Origin of the sequence: Bartonella sp. AP1QHHD (assembly GCF_042196265.1) — a bacterium.
Classification (GTDB): domain Bacteria; phylum Pseudomonadota; class Alphaproteobacteria; order Rhizobiales; family Rhizobiaceae; genus Bartonella.
In genome coordinates this window covers 1-16,142 of record NZ_JBHIPW010000064.1, presented here as the reverse complement: position 1 = coordinate 16,142, position 16,142 = coordinate 1, and the positions used below count along the sequence as shown (strand labels likewise).

At 36.7% G+C, this 16,142-nt stretch carries 14 protein-coding genes, 1 tRNA gene and 1 pseudogene; 8 read left to right on the top strand and 8 right to left on the bottom strand.

Annotation, left to right across the window (positions count from 1 at the left end; all coding sequences use genetic code 11):
- Positions 1–479 precede the first annotated feature (479 nt).
- Complete coding sequence (locus ACFIME_RS05995) at positions 480–1,319, top strand: DUF1460 domain-containing protein (protein WP_375662064.1); 840 nt, start codon at positions 480–482, stop codon at positions 1,317–1,319.
- A gap of 1,291 nt (positions 1,320–2,610) precedes the next feature.
- Here ACFIME_RS05995 and ACFIME_RS05990 read toward each other — a convergent pair.
- A complete protein-coding gene (locus ACFIME_RS05990) occupies positions 2,611–3,519 on the bottom strand; it encodes a cation diffusion facilitator family transporter (protein ID WP_375662063.1) in 909 nt (302 codons plus the stop codon).
- 761 nt (positions 3,520–4,280) lie between these two features.
- On the opposite strand from ACFIME_RS05990, the gene ACFIME_RS05985 reads away from it, so the two are divergent.
- A complete protein-coding gene (locus ACFIME_RS05985) occupies positions 4,281–5,090 on the top strand; it encodes a TrmH family RNA methyltransferase (protein ID WP_375662062.1) in 810 nt (269 codons plus the stop codon).
- 275 nt (positions 5,091–5,365) lie between these two features.
- On the opposite strand, the gene mnmA is transcribed toward ACFIME_RS05985, so the two are convergent.
- The gene (gene mnmA, locus ACFIME_RS05980; RefSeq protein ID WP_375633044.1) at positions 5,366–6,589 is read right to left on the bottom strand and encodes a tRNA 2-thiouridine(34) synthase MnmA; all 1,224 of its coding nucleotides are present in this window, start codon (positions 6,587–6,589) and stop codon (positions 5,366–5,368) included.
- A 390-nt stretch (positions 6,590–6,979) separates the two neighbouring features.
- Between mnmA and ACFIME_RS05975 the strand changes: the two genes are divergently transcribed.
- Positions 6,980–7,255 (top strand): DUF1153 domain-containing protein, encoded by a 276-nt coding sequence (locus ACFIME_RS05975; protein WP_273758311.1) that lies wholly within the window; start codon positions 6,980–6,982, stop codon positions 7,253–7,255.
- Positions 7,256–7,396: 141 nt separating this feature from the next.
- Here ACFIME_RS05975 and ACFIME_RS05970 read toward each other — a convergent pair whose 3' ends face one another.
- Positions 7,397–7,783, bottom strand: a complete 387-nt coding sequence (locus tag ACFIME_RS05970) for a flagellar export protein FliJ (RefSeq protein WP_375634637.1) — start codon at positions 7,781–7,783, stop codon at positions 7,397–7,399.
- 565 nt (positions 7,784–8,348) lie between these two features.
- On the opposite strand from ACFIME_RS05970, the gene ctrA reads away from it, so the two are divergent.
- The gene (gene ctrA / locus ACFIME_RS05965; RefSeq protein ID WP_273790819.1) at positions 8,349–9,050 is read left to right on the top strand and encodes a response regulator transcription factor CtrA; all 702 of its coding nucleotides are present in this window, start codon (positions 8,349–8,351) and stop codon (positions 9,048–9,050) included.
- A 224-nt stretch (positions 9,051–9,274) separates the two neighbouring features.
- Here the strand turns inward: ctrA and chpT are convergent, their stop codons facing one another.
- Positions 9,275–9,913 (bottom strand): histidine phosphotransferase ChpT, encoded by a 639-nt coding sequence (chpT, locus tag ACFIME_RS05960; RefSeq protein WP_375632317.1) that lies wholly within the window; start codon positions 9,911–9,913, stop codon positions 9,275–9,277.
- A gap of 214 nt (positions 9,914–10,127) precedes the next feature.
- On the opposite strand from chpT, the gene ACFIME_RS05955 reads away from it, so the two are divergent.
- From ACFIME_RS05955 to ACFIME_RS05945, 3 genes are read left to right on the top strand one after another with little or no spacing between them, the layout of a single operon-like run.
- Positions 10,128–10,724, top strand: coding sequence for a DUF1134 domain-containing protein (locus tag ACFIME_RS05955; protein ID WP_375613340.1), 597 nt, complete (start codon positions 10,128–10,130; stop codon positions 10,722–10,724).
- Between the two features lie 27 nt (positions 10,725–10,751).
- The gene (locus ACFIME_RS05950; protein ID WP_375662061.1) at positions 10,752–11,138 is read left to right on the top strand and encodes a hypothetical protein; all 387 of its coding nucleotides are present in this window, start codon (positions 10,752–10,754) and stop codon (positions 11,136–11,138) included.
- Positions 11,128–11,394: a hypothetical protein gene (locus tag ACFIME_RS05945; protein WP_375611955.1), complete on the top strand. Its 267-nt coding sequence runs from the start codon at positions 11,128–11,130 to the stop codon at positions 11,392–11,394. Before ACFIME_RS05950 ends, ACFIME_RS05945 begins: the two co-directional genes overlap by 11 nt.
- Before the next feature lie 324 nt (positions 11,395–11,718).
- Here the strand turns inward: ACFIME_RS05945 and ACFIME_RS05940 are convergent, their stop codons facing one another.
- Together ACFIME_RS05940 and ACFIME_RS05935 are read right to left on the bottom strand one after the other, a co-directional pair.
- Positions 11,719–12,837 (bottom strand): DegT/DnrJ/EryC1/StrS family aminotransferase, encoded by a 1,119-nt coding sequence (locus tag ACFIME_RS05940; protein WP_375684650.1) that lies wholly within the window; start codon positions 12,835–12,837, stop codon positions 11,719–11,721.
- Positions 12,838–12,886: 49 nt separating this feature from the next.
- Positions 12,887–13,843: a Gfo/Idh/MocA family protein gene (locus ACFIME_RS05935; RefSeq protein ID WP_375684675.1), complete on the bottom strand. Its 957-nt coding sequence runs from the start codon at positions 13,841–13,843 to the stop codon at positions 12,887–12,889.
- Positions 13,844–14,007: 164 nt separating this feature from the next.
- Between ACFIME_RS05935 and ACFIME_RS05930 the strand changes: the two genes are divergently transcribed.
- A tRNA-Met gene (locus ACFIME_RS05930) sits at positions 14,008–14,084 on the top strand.
- Positions 14,085–14,283: 199 nt separating this feature from the next.
- On the opposite strand, the gene ACFIME_RS05925 is transcribed toward ACFIME_RS05930, so the two are convergent.
- The gene (locus ACFIME_RS05925) at positions 14,284–15,744 is read right to left on the bottom strand and encodes a replicative DNA helicase (RefSeq protein WP_375684649.1); all 1,461 of its coding nucleotides are present in this window, start codon (positions 15,742–15,744) and stop codon (positions 14,284–14,286) included.
- Positions 15,701–16,129 (bottom strand): annotated as a pseudogene (locus ACFIME_RS05920) (late control protein); the annotation flags it as partial. The pseudogene ACFIME_RS05920 and the gene ACFIME_RS05925, both read right to left, overlap by 44 nt.
- Between the last annotated feature and the right edge of the window lie 13 nt (positions 16,130–16,142).

Genomic DNA, 16,142 nt, shown 5'->3' with positions numbered 1-16,142 from the left:
AATAGTTTTAGAGACATTATGATGAATTTTATCAGACATCATTTCCCCCTCTCATCCCACCGTTTTCAGGAATCTCAATTCCATTGGATACATTAGATATCCTATAGTAATTGAAACCTTTTAAAAGATAAGCTCTTAAAAAATTTTCTTACCCTCAGAATATGCTATAAAGTTAAAGCAGCAACACCCGAATAGCTTAACAACATAAAAAGCTCATCATATTTTTAAAAATATTTATTTGACAATAATTTTGATTAAAAAATAAGTATATTATAGAGAAAAGTTCTTTAATTCTATAATCTTAGAAAAGATTCATATCGTTTGCAATTTGTGGAACCTTATTTTATCTTTATATTCATTGATACTCTTAATGATTGTATGCTACCATTAAATCTAACGATGATCATGATAAGCATTAAAAAAATAGCACTTTTAGAAATAGTTCGTCATGAATTTTTAATTCAAAAATGGTGTATAAAATGCGAAAAATATCTCTATTAATTTTCATATTAATGTTGGTAACAGGATGTGATGTTCAGGATTCTGATTCACAAGAGAGTATTTTAGAAAATAAAATAAAAACACAACAAACAACCAACGTAAACCTAGATCCCTATACTCTAAATAAATTAAATGCTCTTCTCAAAAAACGTTCAGAAACAAATTATCAGGAAAAAGGGGCACTAATTGACTTTCTTTCTGAAGCTTTTTTAGGGACACCTTACCAAGCAAATATGTTACATGGCTCAGAAAATACACCAGAAAAACTGATTATTGACTTTAGAGGCTTAGATTGCTTCACTTATCTGGATTATGTTGAAGCATTGCGCAAATCAACATCCCAAACAGAATTCATAAATAACGTCATAAAAACACGTTATATTAACGGTAATGTTCATTTTTTAAATCGGAAACATTTTTTTACAGATTGGGCTTATAGAGAATATAAACTCGCCACTGATATTACCGCTGAAATAAGTCCCCATGCGGTAAAAATAGAAAAATATCTCAACAAAAAAGCTGATGGTGGAAACTATCTACCTGGGTTGCCAGTTGTGAAACGCATAATAACGTATATTCCAAGTAACTTTATTAATGAGGAGGTTATAGGTCGTTTACAGTCTGGTGATTTCATTGGTATTTATACGAAACTTGCTGGATTGGATGTAACACATGTGGGCTTCTTTATCATGACAGATAAAGGGCCAATGTTAAGAAATGCTTCTTCACGAAAAGAAAACGAAAAAGTCGTTGATTCTCCTTTTATGAATTATGTTGAAAAAACACCAGGAATCATTGTTTTAAGAGCTCTTGAATAACATCATAGTGATATGAAATATCTTCTCTATCCTTAAAATATTACTGTCGTCATTCAGGTAAACATCTGACTTCGTTCAAAGCTATACGGATACAATATATTTGTTTACAGTTTTAAGAGAAAAAAGTCGTTTTGATCTAACTTTGTTTATAGGTATGACAAAATCATTTTTGGAGAAATCACGGATTTATAATCACTTTATACTGGTTGAACGATAAAGACAGAAAAAAGTCTACTATAGTATCACGCTTTCCTTTCATATTCTCAACCAAGAGTTATCTTTAGATTACTGCTAATCTGATCTTTACGAATATAACGCAAAAGACACAAACGAACGTTTGTAAAATAAGTAAAAGTAAAGCCAGATATGTTTGGTGTTGTTTCATAAAGTATTTTATAAAAATTCGATCTACCTCTCTAATTTAGAGCATATAAATTTTTGACTTTATAGCATTGTTTTCCTAATAAAGTCTTTGTTTTTTGTTATTGTCTATCAAATTAAAATAGCTCTAATGTAGAAGCATATTTATGATTAGGATGCACCAGTACTGTACGAGTCCTTGTAAAATTTTGATGCCAGATTGGAATGAAAATATGAAAGCATCAATTAAAACCAGTTTCTATCTTTAGCATCATTCTTTAGTTCAGCTTTGCGATTTTCTACAGCAACGACAATAATATCCTTCAAAGAGTAGGGACATGAGCATTATTTTTTTTCATTCTTTAATGAGTCCCCATCCTTCATGCAATAAAGAACACTCTAAACAGAATCCATTGTATCGATAAAACAATACATTTATTAGCAACAATAATGATGATTAATCTATGATCACAAACTTTAAAACCCTATTCATAACTTTTATATAAAATTTATAATTAAATCTCATTAAACTTATTACGAAGGCTTCACTCCTCTTCGCCCTAAGCAACGAAACATCTAATCCCAACAGTCTGTAAACAATCCGTTTTCTTAAATGGATTTAAGCTGCTAATCATTTCATGAGATTCACTTACAAAAGAATACAGCGGTAAGTCCTATTTTGAATATTTACTCCATACTCTAAAAACACTTAATAGATCAAATTTTATATGCCTTATCTCACCACACCTTAAATGACAGTGTTTTAACGAAATAGAATAAATCTTGCCTTAAATACTCTGTTTAACCTTGTATACTTGATTGATGCAAAAATAAAATCAACAAAGAGCATCATCGTATTTTCGAGAGGTATGAATCGCTCCATCATAAAAAACAGCCCTTATAACATAACAGACAATTTGAAAAAATCTTTTTATATAAAAGGGATCACCGTTGTACCAGGAGGCAATTTTGCCTCATCTTCAGGCTCGACATGAATAGAAATACGCACATTATCAAATTCTTTTTGAAGAACAGCTTCGATTTTATCACAAATTTTATGTGCTTCTCCTACCTGCATTATAGCAGGCACAACCAAATGAAACTCTATAAAAGTAACCCTCCCAGCAACACGCGTCCGCAAATCATGGACCTCAAGCGCACCCGATGCATTTGCAGAAATCAGCTCCCGAATCCGCATGCTTTCATTCAATTCAACGCCAACATCCATTAATCCCTGAACAGCATTTCTAATCACCTTCCAGCCCTGTAAGAGAATATTAACGGCAACGATTATCGCTAAAATTGGATCTAAAGCTCCCCATCCTCCGACAAAACCGGCAATCAAACCAATTAAAATTGCAAGCGACGTAAAAACATCTGTTATAAAATGCACTCCATCAGCTTTAAGAGCCGGTGAGCGATGGAGTTTTCCCTGCCAAATAAGAACCATTCCCCACATACAGTTTATGACAGTTGCAATAAGATGAATAACAAGCCATATTCCAGGTTTCTGCAACAATTTAACGGTAGAAAGAGCTATCCATGCTTCTCTTAAAATAACAATTGCCGCAATAATAATGAGTACCCCTTCAAGAATTGCGGAAAAATATTCCGCTTTATGATGCCCAAAGGGATGATCATGATCTGCTGGCTTCATACTCACTTTAACAGCCCACCATGCTGCCAATGACGCAAGGATATTAACGATTGATTCCAATGCATCAGAATAAAGTGCAACCGAACCTGTGATGTGATATGCCCAATATTTCAAAGCAAAAACAATACACGCAATAAAAATAGAGTATAAAGTTAAGCTTTGTATATTGATTTTTACATCCATGAACCTCATCCTTTTCTTCACGAAATAGGGAACTAATATTTTCAACCATATCATTATACTTTTGGCATAACGACGATCTTTCCTCAATATTACAGAAGCTTCATCATACAATAAACGCCTCAGCTCACCATTATTATCGTAAAAACTGCTCAGTTACACGAACAGCACCAATAAATAAAGAAGAGAAAAATAATAGAAAGAAGAGCTTTCCCAAGAGCAATCAAACACATAACCTTCATTATTAATCGTTTTCTGAATAACTTAAAGCCATCTCACTTCTCATAAACGAAAAACTTGTTTTTGCTCAAATCTATCATAATCATGCATTTTTTTAATCTTATGATGTGCATTATAACCCATCTATAAGCCATCTTTGCACCTTAGAAAAAATATCTTAGCACTCTACTGTAACCTTACAGGTCAACTGGATTTTAAAATATGATTTACTAAAAAATTTAGATATAAAAAGAAGAACAATGATTACCCTCAAAAAAAGAATCTGGGCATTGGGGACCCAGATTCTTTTCCCTTAGAAATTAAGGGCATACAGAACTTGGGAAATAGCGGGGACCCAAGACACTGCACCCGATACGAGAAAAATATATGATTCCGTATCAGTATTTTTACATTATACCTATGGTTGCATATTGTCAACATAAATTCTACCATAAGTTTTAAAAAGTATTTTTTTATCTCTTCTTTTAAAATAAAAAAAATTCTAACATCTGGAAATCATAAGAAAAAAGCACTAAAAATCTCGCATGCATTTGAATATCACAACAATCAATGAAACAGATGATCCACGCCTAAAAGCCTATCATAATATCCGTGAAAAAGATCTTGTTGGACGGCAACATCAATTTATTGCTGAAGGCAAAGTAACATTGTCCGCATTACTGCACTCAAAAGAGTTTTCTGCCATCTCACTGCTTATCGTAGCAAACCGTCTCTCTGGACTTCTACCGCTTTTAGAAAAAACACAGCCCCTATGTCCCATTTATTGCGTTCCACAAAAAATTATGGATAATATCACCGGCTTCCATGTTCATCGTGGTATTCTGGGTATTGGTAAACGCAAAATACTGCCATCTTTACAAAGTTTTTTACAACATCTTCCAGAAAAAGCTTTGATTCTTGTTTTATGTGGTATCTCGAATCACGATAATATGGGATCAATTTTTCGTAATGCAGCAGCCTTTGCCAGTAATGGCATTATTGTCGACAAAACCTCATGCGATCCACTTTATCGCAAATCAATAAGAGTTTCTGCCGGTGCTGCTTTAAAAGTACCCTATACGCAAAACGCTGATATAGATGACATTATAGCTGCTCTAAACGATGAAAACTTTCATCTTTATGCACTCTCCCCTTCTGCCTCACACACTCTCAAACAAGCCAACAAAACCAAAAGAATGGCACTTATTTTTGGAACAGAAGGCGATGGCTTACCACCCCATATACTACAACAATCAAACACCTTACGTATTCCCATGACTGACGGTTTTGACAGCCTTAATGTTGCCACAGCCTCAGGTATTGCACTTGCTCATTTTACCAACTTTGACCACTAAAGATGATAACACTTCAAGTTATAGAACATACCTAATGTTGTGTGTTATCTACCAGTCTCCAATAATATTGCCGTTCCCTAGCCTTTGAAAGCATTGATAAAAAACATTTTTACATTTTTTTCATCACTTTCCACACCCTAACCCCACTTATGACGTGCAGAAGATATAATGTTGATGGATTCAATCATAAAACAAACTTTCAATGAGAAAATCTTCCGGAAGTCTCTCATTCAAGTTTAAGGTTAAAAGATATCATTAAATCAATTTACTATGCTTTATAAAGCTGTTGTTTTTAGTTCTGAGGAAACAGAATCTTTTGTTTCGAGATTGCATAAAACGCGCTTCAACATCATTTCAGTATCGGCTGCACGTTCTGAATGTGTTACAAATCCTCCCCCAAGAATACGCGCCTCATGACCATTTCCATCATAAAGAACGCAAGCTTGCCCTGGTGCCACACCATTTTCACATTCCAATAAATCAACGGAAAAAATACCTTCTTTATAATGTAAGCGCGCAAGATGAGGAGGACGCGTTGAACGCACCTTTACAGCCACCTCAATACCTTGAGAAGGGAAATTATCTAACGACTCATCACCAAGCCAATTCACATCACGTAAAAAAAGCTTATGCGTTTCTAACATTTCACGCGGTCCAACAATAACACGTGCATTTTCCACATCGAGATAAACCACATAAAGCGCTTCACCCGTTGACACCCCAATACCACGACGTTGACCAACCGTATAATTAACAATTCCCGAATGTTTACCTAAAATCTTTCCATCAATATGGACAATAACGCCAGGATTAGCTGCTTCTGGACGCAGTTTTGCGATAACATCTGAATATTTTCCTTGTGGAACAAAACAAATATCCTGACTATCATGCTTATTGGCAACCACAAAGCCCATTTCTGCTGCCATTTCACGAACGCGGGCTTTTGGAAGGTTACCAAGTGGAAAACGCAAATAATCAATCTGTTCTTGTGTCGTTGCAAAGAGAAAATAACTCTGATCACGATCATTATCGAGAGGACGAAAGAGTGCTCGATGCGCTCCGTGGGAACGCGAACGAATATAATGTCCCGTAGCCAAAGCATCTGCCCCCAATTCGCGTGCCGTTGCTAATAAATCAGCAAACTTAACCGTTTGATTACATGCAATACATGGTACTGGGGTCTCTCCATGAGCATAACTTTCTGCAAAAGGATCAATAACAGCTTCGCGAAAGCGCTTTTCATAATCAAGAACATAATGCGGTATTCCTAGTGTTTCTGCAACGCGGCGTGCATCCTCAATATCTTGTCCTGCACAACACGCCCCCACCCGATGCGTTGCTTCCCCATGATCATAAAGCTGCAACGTAATGCCAATAACATTATACCCTTCCTTTTTCAAAAGACCTGCAACAACCGATGAATCAACCCCCCCCGACATTGCAACAACAATGCGAGAATCCTCAGGTTGCCCTGGTAAATCAAGACTGTTTAAAAACATGTATTCATTCTCTATTTAATGCTCTGTTTAATGGCTACCCATATGTTGACATTCTGATGCACGCTCTTTAGCACTTTTACACGATTGATTGTCTTTATATTATTTTTTTATCCTTTCCACAACCATAGGCATTACTTTCTTAAGAGCTGCTGCAAACAAAAAAAGAATGATGGAAATAAGGCATAATGGTAATCGTTTAGGAGAAATCCTTTTTTCTCTTTTGAAAAATCCAGTAAAATATTGCAAGAATCTCTTCTACACACTTCAACTTGAGCTTCTTTTTACAGACCCAATCACTTTATTAATTTTTTCTTTCAGCGCTTTTAGCTCTTTTTTAAATTTCATGCTCTATAAACGAATCAAGTCCTTGACTAAAGGTAGAGGATACGAATGACCAACTTGATAAAAACACAAATGAAATATGTTATTGGGCCAGATGGAAGTCCGCTTACAATTGCCGACCTACCGCCGCAAACAACACGGCGCTGGGTGATTCGTCGCAAAGCTGAAGTTGTTGCGGCTGTCAGAGGTGGATTGTTAAGTCTTGACGAAGCGTGCCACCGTTATACTTTGACTGTAGAAGAATTTCTTTCATGGCAAAGTTTAATCGATGAACACGGTTTAGCGGGATTACGAACGACCAAGATTCAACACTACAGGCATTAAGTTGCCATTGATTAATAAAACATAAAGCAATCTATAAAACAGCCAAACTTGATAAAAGTTTGGCTGTTTTATACTATACCCAAAAGATAAACCTGAAAGAATGGATTTTTCAATAATTGCTTTTATCATCCAGCCATTAAATTAGCCAACCATTGAATTAGATTGAATCAAAATATCCTTATCATCCGCAGCAATCTTCTTTTCTCGTGCTTCCAAAAGCTGTGCACGTTGCAGCTCTGTATTAGCTTCATGGAGAGCAATTTCAGCATTTGTTTTTTGAAGTTCTAAATCACGAATTGAATTGATCAGATTATCACGTCTTTGCCGCGCTGCACGCGCAAAAGCAGAATAAGCAAAATGGTGAACATCATTGTTTCCAGATTTACGTTCTTCATGAGTAATCTGTGCTTCCAACTCTAACACCATTCGTTCAAATTCTGCGATCATCATCTCAAGCTGTGTAATTTCACGGCGCTTTCCACGCACTTGAAACATCCTTAATCGCACCATATTTTCTCGTGGCTTCATACTCACTACTCCTTGATTGCGCCAACTCAAAACTCGCATTCACACCCAATAAATATCTTTTAGTTATATATCTATCCGACAAAAACAGTCTATTAACTTGAAATTATAATAATTTTTGCCTTTCATTAAAGCATCTGAAAATACAATCTGCTTTAATAGAGCAATAACTATTTCTTTAACTTTTCCCCCATTATAAACTGAAGAGGTTTAAAGCTCAGTAAATAAACACTGAAATTGTAAAAAAGTAATTTATAAAGCTCTTTTACAAATTTTTTTTAAGTTAAAGTTTATAGAAAAAGCCCTCCTTTTTTATTATGTTAAAAAATATAGGATTTTTCTAAAATAATTTTGTAGCCTCTTTCAAAAATAAAAATATTTTGTTAACCACTATCATGGATAGTGGGGAATTTAGTAGTGATTGTTACGCGTACTACTGAAATGTTCATAAACGCTTTGTTATAAGTGTTTGATTTAATGAATTGTTTTTATAACAGTGGTTTTGCTAACTGATATAAAATAGAAATGCTCCTTATGATTCGTGAAGGAGCAAAGTGAGGGATCTAAAATGCGCGTATTATTAATTGAAGATGATAGAGCAGTTACTCAAAGCATTGAGTTGATGTTAAAGTCGGCTAACTTTAATGTTTATATCACTGATCTGGGTGAAGAAGGTATCGATTTAGGAAAACTCTATGATTATGATATCATTTTGCTTGATCTGAATTTGCCTGACATGTCAGGGTATGATGTCTTGCGGACTCTAAGGTTGGCAAAAATAAAAACTCCTGTCCTAATCCTTTCTGGTATGAATGCCATTGAAGATAAGGTTCGTGGTTTTGGCTTTGGAGCAGACGACTATATGACGAAGCCTTTTCATAAGGATGAGCTCATTGCACGTATCCATGCAGTTGTTCGTCGTTCAAAAGGACATGCACAATCGGTTATTGTTACCGGAGATCTCACCGTTAACCTTGACACAAAAACTGTCGAAGTTGCAGGGCGCCCTGTTCATTTAACCGGTAAAGAATACCAAATGTTAGAGCTTCTCTCTTTACGCAAAGGCACCACCCTTACCAAGGAAATGTTTCTCAATCATCTCTATGGTGGAATGGATGAACCAGAACTAAAGATTATCGATGTTTTTATCTGTAAATTGCGGAAAAAATTGGAAGCAGTCTCTTCCAGTGTAAATTACATTGATACAGTTTGGGGACGTGGTTATGTATTACGTGATCCAGTTGAAGAGAACGTACGAAAAACCGCTTAAGCAGTGAATATGCACATTGTAAAATCTCGGAGTGTAGCGGGCCGAGATTTTTTCCCCGAGATCTTTTCTCTATTAAAAGTAGAGAACTCGCACACTAAAAATCTCATATAGAAAGCGCTTAAAGCTTAAGAAGTAACCACACCCAATTTACACATATAACCTTATCGCTCATAAGTTCAATCGAAGCCACTTTTCCCAACACAGCTTAAGCGCTTCTCTCTTATTCAAAGCTTTTTTACACTTTCTAAAACAATACAACCATCACTTTCATCAATATTTATTTTCATCTCTGTCATCTGAGCAAGTAACATTGTGTAATAAAATTGGATGACATGTGCATCAATAAGCTCTTCTTGAACTTCTCCACGAAATAACGCAAGAAAATGAGGGGGGATACGGAGAGTTCTACCGAAAACCTCAAATCGAAAAGAACGTTTATTTTCTTCTTGCAAAATCATAACAACAATTTCACCACCACGAGAAACTGTTGCGTTTGCAATCAATAATAAATTAAGCAAAAGTTTAACTTCATCTTTTTCTAACAATAAAGAAGAAGCTTGCCATTTTAAAGTTGCTTTTTCTTCTTTCATATATTGTTGAGCAACCTGCTCTGCAGTCCGTGTATCTATTTGTCCTCCACTTGCACCAGCAAAACCAAAAGCCAATCGCGCAAATTGTAGACGTGCAGCAGCACTCGCAACGGATAAACGCACCAATTGTAAAGCATCTTCTTCAGCTCCTCCTTCATCATAAAGCTCCATTGCATTTTGAATAGCCCCCACAGGTGAAATCAAATCATGGCAAATACGACTACAAAGCAAAGCAGCAAGATCCATAGGCTTCAAAGAAATATCTAACGTCATAATGATTGAAAACTCCTAGATTCAAAAAAACAAACTTTATTTTAAAGAAAAACTCTTAACATCTGATGCATAATAGGAAACATTAACAATCATGCTAAAAAATTCAGAAATAAATTCAAGAATTTAAATAACCTTATATCTTATTTTTTATTTGAATAGAATGAAAATTCTAATATTATCTTTTTGTTTATCACTAATAAAAGGAGAAAACTCCATGGCTCTCTCTCTGCTCAAATACTGGTACAAAAATATTATATCTTTAATCTTCCTTTTATTCATCACCATAAACACTACACAAGCTCGACTAAAACCAATAGAGCAAAACGAACCTCATTATTCACTCCAAGAAATTATTGATTCTGGTCATATTTTTTTTGGAAAAACAGCTAGTGGTCTGGCTGTTGCAATTCAAAATATTTTTTCAAAATACGGTTATCCCAATGCCTATATTTTAGGAGAAGAAGCTTCTGGTGCCTTTTTTGCTGGATTAACCTATGGCGAAGGAATGGTTTTTACCAAAAGCTATGGTCAACATAAAGTTTTTTGGCAAGGTCCCTCAGTAGGATGGGATTTTGGCGGCCAAGGCTCCCGTTTAATGATCTTAGTTTACAATCTTAATGGCATAAATAATTTATGGAGACGCTATGGTGGTATTTCAGGTTCGGCCTATTTAATTGCAGGTGTTGGTTTTCATGTCCTAAAATACCATAATACCTTGTTAATCCCAATACGTACAGGAGTCGGCGCACGCCTTGGTATCAATATAGGATATTTAAAATTAACACATAGACCGACATGGAATCCGTTTTAAACGTATTCTTATTTGAAAAGGGGTATTATGCTTATTCAATCATTTCTTTTTTTTATACTTGGAGTTGCTTTCACTTCCTGGTTACTGGTGCTTTTATCTCCTTTTATTTGGCGTAAAGCCGTTCATTTTGCGTATAAAGATGTTTGTGCGAAAATACCATTATCACTCGCGGAAATAGAAGCAAATCACGATTTTCTTCGTGCACAACATGCTGTAGAATTAGCAAACAACCAACAAAAGTACGAATTTTTGCAAAAAAAATATGTCCAACAAAAAATACAACTGAGCCAAGTAACAGAACAGTTTTATCGGCTATGCCTCCCCACAAAAGATACTCTCACCAAAGAAGCGATAGCAATCAAACAAAATATCGCCACACTACACACTTCCAAAGGAAAGACAAATGATGCGTGAAAAAGTCGCACACTATCAGCAACGCTTACAAAAAATCCAAACTCATGAGCTGGACACGACCGCTAACCACCAATTGCTAGAAGAACTCCGAGAAGAAACAAAAGAACTTGCAGCAACATTAGCAGCTCAAATAGCGCTACAAGAAGGGAATACATCACCCATCAACACATTGATTCAAAAATCCAAAAGCAAAAATGACCTAGCATCACGTATTCGCCAAAAAATAACTTTTCTCTCCAAAAGCCCCGTTAAATAAGTTATCTTTTAAAACACCTTAAATGAAGAGTAAAATCAACAAAGGTTCATTGTAACTTTCATAACCCAAATCCTTTTTATTAAACGTGACTTTTTTGCTAAGCTAAAGGACAAAGTTTCTTAGCCCATACCGTTCTGTTAAAAAATATCTTCTTGTCTAGAAGCTTCACTTTCTAATCATATCACCGCTCTAAAGGACAACATTTCATAGGTCCTAGAAAGGAAATAATACCAAAACATTGGCCACACACTCTAACAAAAAATACCTTCTAAGATGGATCACCAATAAAGCTTTGACCATAATTTTAAGGATAAAAACACGCTCTCAAGAGTGATAAAAATCTCTTATTTTTTTGATAATCATATCCTGATCCGTTTGTGTCAAGTAAGGATGCATTGGTAAACTTAAAACACACTCTCCTAAAGACTCTGAAACAGAAAGGGAATCTTTTACATAAGGGAAGTGTTTATAAGCTGGCTGTTGATGTAAAGGAGTTTTATAATAAATCATTGTAGGGATAGAATGTTTTTGTAAAAAATCTTTTAATTTATCCCGTTCTTTTACCTTAATCGTATATTGTGCATAAGCAGAACGAATATTTTCTCCTATTTCTGGAACTGTAACAATATCTCTTAAGCCATTGGAATAGCGTTGAGCAATTTCCACACGCTTTTCCATTTCATCTTCAAAAATCGCAAACTTTTCTAGTAAAATTGCAGCCTGAATGCTATCTAGGCGCGAATTCATACCAATACGTACATTGTCATATTGCGTTTCACCTTTACCATGAAACAAAATAGAGCGTAAAAGTTCTGCAAAATGATCATCATTGGTCATCATAGCGCCTCCATCGCCATAACATCCTAATGGTTTTGCAGGATAAAAACTTGTAGCAGCCACATCACCAAAAGCACCACACATAGTATTACCGCTTCTCCCCCCCATAGATTGAGCAGCATCTTCAATTATAAAAAGATTTTCCTTTGCAGCCACTTGAGCAATTTGCACATAGTCAGCAGAAAGCCCAAATAAATCAACGGCAATAATAGCTTTTGGCTTTAGACGTCCCTCTTTTTTTACCATTTCGATAGCGTGAGAAAGTTTTTCAACATCAATATTGAATGTATCAGGTAAAACATCAACAAAAACAGGTTTAGCCCCCACCAAAGCAACCACTTCAGCCGTTGCTGAAAATGTAAAACTAGGACAAAAAACAGCATCCCCTGGACCAATATTTTTAGCCATAAGAGGCATCTTCAAAGCATCTGTTCCATTAGCACATGCAATCACATGTTTAACGCCAAGATATTCTGCCAATTTCTCTTCAAATTCTGTTACTTTTGGCCCCAAAATATACTTACCACTAGCGACTACATGCGCAATTGCAAAATTAATTTTATCTTCAATACGCGCACGCTGCGCCCCAAGGTCGATGAATTGCATATTAACTCCATTGATTATCACAAGAATGCAAAAGCGCTACCTATCTCTTTTATCTATCATAATTGACATCAGCAGCTGTTAAAATCCGTAAAACCGCAATAGCATCATCACCATTTGTACGAGGTGATTGACGCGTTTCAATACAATGAAGGAAATGCCGTAATTCGCAAGTAAGCGGCAAATCTTCACAAACATCAATGTAATTCAGCTCATCCATGCTAAAAGCCCACTCTTGATTTTCTTTCGAAACGGCAAAATAGTGCATTGCCAATTTACGACTCCACGGTTCCATATCATCAAAAACGAGTATAGCCTTTGTTCCAACAACAATTAAACGCCTCTCACGATAAGAACTCAAGCGTGAAGTAAAAAGATGACTACGCACGCCATTTGGAAAAATCATATGAATATGAGAAAAATCAGAAATCTGATCAACGACAGCAGCCCCCTCACCGCGAATTTCGGAAGGTTCACATCCTGTCAACGCCAAAATCATTGAGAGATCATGAGGGGCAAGATCCCATAAAGCATCACTGTGTGTGTGAAATTTTCCAAAGCCTAATCTATGAGAATAAATATATCGCACATCTCCCACATCTCCGTTTTTCACCAATTCACACATTTTTTCAAAAGCTGGATGAAAACGCAAAATATGGCCCACCATAAAAACTCGCTCATAGGCCTCAGCCTCCTGAACTTGGCGTTTAGCATCAGAAACATTCAAGGCTATTGGTTTTTCCACCAAAACATCTTTACCATTTTTAACAGCACGGAGCACATTTTGCGTATGCAATTGTGGCGGCAACGCTAATACCAGCGCATCAATATCTCGATGCGTAAAAAGATCATCTGGTGTAACAACCTCTACACCATACAGTGTTGCAAAACTAGCAGCACGATCATTATCAATATCAGAAACTGCTGCTAAAGCCCCGAGAGAGTGGAGTGTCCGTATATGATTTTCACCCCAATGACCGCATCCTAAAACCGCTACACGTGGCACCATTTTCATGCCTTACCTTACTTTATCATATGAAAATTACACTTTTACATATCGAGGATAAAATAGAATGACAAGAGAAAAGCTTAAAAACGATGCTTGACATCTTACTATTCTACCCCTTATATCCGCAAAAGATGTAATTATTGACAATTATGATTGCTTATTTTGGCGGAGTAGCTCAGTAGGTTAGAGCAGAGGAATCATAATCCTTGTGTCGGGGGTTCAAATCCCTCCTCCGCTACCATTACTTGTTTGTTGTAGCTTGCCAGCAGTTTAGCTTGCCAGCGGGTTTTGTATGTAGCTTGCCAGCGGGTTTTGTATATTTTGCCACTAGGTTTTGTACCAATTTATTTTTTCTCAAAGAGTTTTTAAGGGGTTCTCAAAGGATCTTCAAAGACCTTTCAAAGGGTCTTTAAAGCTCTCTTTAACGCATTTTTCTGCTCCTATTTTTCCAAATCACTAAAGCATGTAAAGTCGGGTTGAAAGGCAAGGGGAACGATTCCTGTCGGACCATGGCGTTGTTTTGCTATAATAACCTCGGCTTTACCCTTGGCTTGCTCCATTGCCTCTTGCCACTTGCTATACTCAGCAGTGCCTTCTTTGGGTTCTTCATTTTTGAGATAGTATTCTTCACGATAAACAAACAGAACAATGTCGGCATCTTGCTCGATTGAACCAGATTCACGTAAATCGGATAATTGTGGACGTTTATCGGTTCGGTTTTCAACTTGTCGCGAAAGTTGTGACAGAGCAATGATGGGAATATTGAGTTCTTTTGCAAGTGCTTTTAATCCGGTGGTAATGGCTGTAATTTCTTGAACGCGATTTTCTAATGAACGCTTTGAACCGCTTGTCATGAGTTGGATATAATCGATAATCAAGACATCTAGACCATGTTGTCGTTTAAGACGCCTTGCACGGGCGGCCAATTGTGCAAGGGAGACACCCCCCGTTTGATCAATATAAAGAGGGATTGTTTGTAAGGAACGCATTGCGTAAATGATGTTGGTAAATTGCTCTTCTGAGATATTACCACGACGCATATCAGAAGAAGAAACCTTTATTTGCTCTGAGATAATACGAGTTGCAAGCTGTTCTGTTGACATCTCAAGTGAAAAGAAACCAACAATGCCCCCTTCATTTTCTTGGCTGTTATCACGCTTACAAGCATTGGCAATATTAAAAGCAATATTGGTCGCCAGAGAGGTTTTCCCCATAGCAGGGCGCCCCGCAAGGATAATTAAATCAGATGCTTGTAATCCTCCCATTTTTTCATCAAGAGTTTTGATATGGGTAGCTATCCCTGAGAGCTGTGAGGAACGCTTTTTTGCAGCGCTTGCCATGTTAAGTGCTTTTGCAATGGCTGTATCAAAGTTTTCAAACCCACCCCCATATTTGCCTTTTTCTGCCAATTCAAATAACTGATTTTCAATCGTTTCAATTTGTTGGGAAGGTGTAAGTTCGACAGGCGCATCAAAGGCTGTATTGGCAACTTCATTGCCAAGATTAATCAAAGAGCGTCGGATAAAAAGATCGTAAATGACGCGTCCATAATCTTCAGCGTTAATAATAGTGACTGCCTCTGTGGCTAAGCGAACAACATACTGGTATACAGTAATATCTCCAACTTTTTCTTCCATTTGGATATAGGGCTTGATTGTAATGGGGTTTGCAAGATGACCCTTTTGAATAATTTGTAAGACAATCTCAAAGATCTTTTGGTGTAGCCTTTCAAAAAAATGTTCTGCTTTGAGAAAGTCTGAAACGCGATCGAGTGCATTATTATTAATCAGGATTGCTCCAAGCAATGCCTGCTCCGCTTCAATATTATGGGGAAGTTGACGAAAAGAAGAAGCAAAATTATCTCTTGGATTTTCTGTTTTTAGCATGTTCAGTGTTCTCATTGCTTTCTTTTCCCTTGTTTGGTGCCTCGAGTATGATTTCTGTGATGTATCCGCTTTGTTTTTCATAACGATGTGTGACGGTTGCAGCTTTCCATGGTCCATTGATTTGCCCACGAAACCCTTGAAGGATGAGAGGTTGATCCGCCATGATTTCAGGGCGTCCCTCTAAGGTCAAAGAACCACTGCCCAAAGCACGACACAACCTGTCCGACTCGGAAGCAGCAGCAGCTCGTGCTTCCTCCTCACAAGTGTAACAAGTGCGAAGACGCCGCACGGGACCACTAAACCCTGTCTGATGCTTGACTTGGCATTGCTGCCCTTTTGAGCGATCAAAATAAGAAGCTTCAATGGTGCCATATTGCGTACGTGGCTCTAACGTGAATTCTCAGTTGGAACAG